This window comes from uncultured Thermomonas sp. (assembly GCF_937872235.1).
In the GTDB taxonomy this organism is placed as follows: domain Bacteria; phylum Pseudomonadota; class Gammaproteobacteria; order Xanthomonadales; family Xanthomonadaceae; genus Thermomonas; species Thermomonas beijingensis.
Window position 1 is genome coordinate 1 of the sequence record NZ_CALMPC010000083.1, and the last position, 3,841, is coordinate 3,841.

At 59.4% G+C, this 3,841-nt stretch carries 3 protein-coding genes; all 3 read right to left on the bottom strand.

What is annotated here, in order from left to right; all coding sequences use genetic code 11:
* Positions 1 to 815 (bottom strand): hypothetical protein (locus QWB57_RS07675; protein WP_288969020.1); only part of this gene is annotated, 815 nt, incomplete at its 3' end.
* A gap of 148 nt (positions 816 to 963) precedes the next feature.
* Positions 964 to 1,734 (bottom strand): hypothetical protein, encoded by a 771-nt coding sequence (locus QWB57_RS07680; RefSeq protein ID WP_288969022.1) that lies wholly within the window; start codon positions 1,732 to 1,734, stop codon positions 964 to 966.
* A 70-nt stretch (positions 1,735 to 1,804) separates the two neighbouring features.
* On the bottom strand, positions 1,805 to 3,664 hold the full coding sequence (locus tag QWB57_RS07685) for a M4 family metallopeptidase (protein ID WP_288969024.1): 1,860 nt from the start codon (positions 3,662 to 3,664) through the stop codon (positions 1,805 to 1,807).
* Positions 3,665 to 3,841 lie beyond the last annotated feature (177 nt).

Genomic DNA, 3,841 nt, shown 5'->3' on the forward strand with positions numbered 1-3,841 from the left:
TGGATCCAATCATCCAGCGCCTTGCCGGTCAGGCCGCTTTCGCAGATCTTTTGGCACCACAGCAATTGCGTGCCGGTGTAGCCGGAGGTAGTGCAAGATGTCTGAGAACTGCCTGCTAGCGCCCAAGTCAAGGCGTTGATGTAATACGTCTTGGCGCCCGCGTACACATACTGAGAGGGCATGTAGACAACCTGATGCGATAGCTGAGTCACAGACAGGGCGACCCGCCCGTTGCCATAGGTATATCCAACTGCGCCGGCATTTAGACCATCGGCGGTGGTGAAGAAGGGAATAGCCCCAGCGGGAAGACTGGCAACCGGTGTGGTCCCCATAAAAGTGCAGTAGCCGCTGGTGCCGCCAGGGCCACCAATATCCAAGCTATCGTTCGTGAGTGTGCCGCCTGGCCCCGTGGTAATCGGCGCGCCCGGGGCAAGCGAGTAATTGCCGTCACACATACCAATCCCAGTAAATGTAAACGCGGGATTCCCGGGCAAGCTGCCTGCCGTTAAGCTAGTCGTGTCCAGCACCAGCGCCATGCCGGCTTGAACAGCCGTATTGACATCGGCATTGCTGGAATTAGCGCCGCAGTTACGCAAAACCAGTGCATTGAGCCCCTGCATTGAGGCGGCATTCAAAGAAGTTACGGCAACCCAGCTATGCCCGGCAGCGGCCACTGGAATGCTGAGGTTTTCAGTTGAGCCACAAACTGGGTTGATGTATTCACCCACCACGGCGGCTTGGCTGCTCGCGGGTGCCAACATCGCCCCCAGTCCCCCCAGCACCGTCAATGTCAGTGTTGCCAATTGCGTTTTCATTTAAGCCCCTGTGCGTGATTTCGCGCCCCCGTTGGGCGCGGCCGCATCAGAATAACGCTAGATTCGTCACAAAACGAGAGTGTAGTCTTATGACACACCAAAGCCGGCTTGCGCCGGCTTTGGGGGTACCGCATGAAGATGTGGAAGATTAACCCCCGCCACCGCCACCGCCACCCGGCAGGGCGCAATACGGCAGCTGGCGGAACTGGCGGATCCAGCGGTGGATCCAATCATCCAGCGCTTTGCCGGTCAGCCCGCTTTCGCAGATCTTTTGGCACCACAGCAGCTGGGTACCGGTGTAGCCGGAGCTGGCGCAGGTGGTAGTGGGCACAAGGCCGGTATCCACGCCAAATTCAGCCACCGCAAAGCCAGCCGCTGCCGGAGCGCTGATGGTGATGGTGGCCAAGGTTTCACCGGCTGTGGCGTTGAAGGCAAAGCCTACCGAGCCATCAACTTCCGGGTCGGTCAGTACCGACACCGGGCCGGAGCTGGCTCCCGAATCGGTGGTGGCGGTAAAGGTGTTGGTGCCGGAGTAATTTCCCTGCGTATAGAAATAAAACGCATGCGTATTGGCGGGCAGGGTCAGGGTGATTTGCTGCTGAGTGCTGTAAAAGACCGGGCCGGCATAGCCATGTGCCCACGGACTGCCCCAAGTATCCTGGGCGGTGAATTTTTGCACACCAGGATTGACGCCCAGCGTGCCCGGAATGGGGCTGCCGGGGATATTGATGATGCCCGAGGTGTAATCATCAATCGCCGCTTGCGGCGTGGTATCAAATGGAGTCATCAGATACGGGCCCACGGTTGCGGGCGGCGCAGCGGTACCAAGATTGGTGAAGGTGATGCCGGCATTGGCGGCAAAACTGGCGGCAGCCAGTGCAAGCGCACTGATGGCCAGTGATAAACGACGTGTCTGCATGGTGTTCCCCTTGTGTAAATCGTATAAAAGCGGAGTCAGAACGGGGGGCGGGTGCGCCACCCCCAGGCACTTAATTGGTGGACCACGTCAAGGTAACACCTGAATACGCCGCGTAGGCGTTGACTTTGACATAGTAAGTGGTGGGCGCGGCCGGCTTGAAGGTGCAGACCTCGTTATTGCCGTACAGCCACGGCCGGCAGTTGAACAGACTCAGGGTCGGGTCACTACCGGCACGCACATACAAGTCCGCATCGCCGCTACCGCCACTGATGGTGATGGTGAGGCGTTTGTTGGCGGCGACAGCGATGGCATAGCTGGATGACCAGGCATTCGTGGCGACGTCGGGCAACAGCATGCTGCCATCGGTCAGGCTGCCTGCTGCGGGGCAGGCAACATTGGTACCTGCAAACGCGGTGGTGACATCGGCCTTGCTGAAGCCCAAATCCTGCGCCGCGGTTTCTACGCCGCATGCCCCCTGATTGAAGGTGCTGGATGCGGTCCAGTAATCGCGGTTGGCGCGGGCAAAGGCTTTGAACGCCTTCACCACACCCCAACCGGGGGTTTGCGCAAGGTTGCAGAATGCCTTGTTGTACACGCCGGAGCTGTAGTGCACATTCATGCTGGCGGTGTAGTTGTTGGCATTGTCGATCGAAATGCCGTCCAGCGGTGGGTTGCACATGTAGCGCAGTGCCCCCGCGGCCTTGAAGATTTCCGCACCCACCAGCCAATCATTGCTGCCGCGATCATAGAACTCTGCGGCTTCGCCGGCCATGTCGGAGTAGGCCTCGTTCATGCCACCGGATTGGCCGAAATACAGCAGGCCGGAATTGTTTTCGGTAAAGCCGTGCGAAATTTCGTGGCTGCTGACATCCAGGCTGACCAGCGGGTAGAAGGTGCTGGCACCATCACCGAAGGTCATCGCGGTGCCGTCCCAGAAGGCGTTTTCGTAGTTGGTGCTGTAATGCACCTTCATCACCATTTGGTAATTGAAGGGCCGCATCATGCCGAGGTAATCCCGGTACATGTTGAAAATCACGCGCCCGAAATGATGCGCGTCATTCATCGGCGCATACGCACCATTGACGGAACGGGTGGTGTTGCGTGGACAGGTGTAGCTGAACGGTGTGGTGCTGGCATTGCTATTGGAGAAGTTCAGATCCACGGTGCGCACATTGCCGCTGTTCATGGTGCAGGTGCTGCCGCTGACTTTGACATCCAGGAACGGCCGCCCACCGCTACCGTATTCGTACTGCCCGGTCTTGAGATTGCCGCCGGGGCCGGTGCCCACCAAGGTGTGTTGCAGGTTTTCCCATTGCTGGATGACCGCGCCGGACTGCGCATCCACAATCACCATCGGCCGGGTGGGGTGGCCGCCCGCAGCGGAATCGGCAAAAAAGCTCACTGCATACGCCAAATGACCGCGCCCGCCGTCATCCATATACACCACCAAGTCGGTGGATTCATTACGGGTGGTGCGGCTGATGGCGCTGCGCCCGATGGTGGCCTGCTTTGCAGCCATCAGCGCGGCGGCGTGGTTGAGTTTGGGGGTGGTGGAGGTGATGTCGCGCTCCAGACCACTTATCTGGGTGCCGAACATGGCGCGTACATTGCCCTTGGCATCTTCACTGACTGCAAGGCCCTCGCCGAAGATCGGGATGCCGCGCCATGCCTGGTCGTAGCGATAGTTGTGGACGTTGGGATCTTGCTGGCTGCGCCGCATCAATAACGTGGAGTCTGCGCCGAGCGCCAGGAACAACGCATGCCGACGATTGATCATGTCGGGTGTGCCACGGCTGGCCACGCTGGTTTGGTATTGCGCACGCAGTTGCTGCACATCACGCTGATGCAGGTCAGTACGGTCGGCGGCCTGCGCCGTGGTGGCAAGCAGGGCCAGTCCGCACAATGGCAGGAGTGAATGAGACGGCTTCATGATGGATCTCCCCGGGTTCGCGACATTGCGAATTGTTCGGATCATATAACGTTGGGGATGGGAAATGGCGGCCAATCGATATCCGACACAACAAAGCCGGCTTGCGCCGGCTTTGTTGTGTGACTGCGTGGCTATTCCCGCTTAGACCGGTGGCGGGTTGCCGCCCGCCGCGCAATA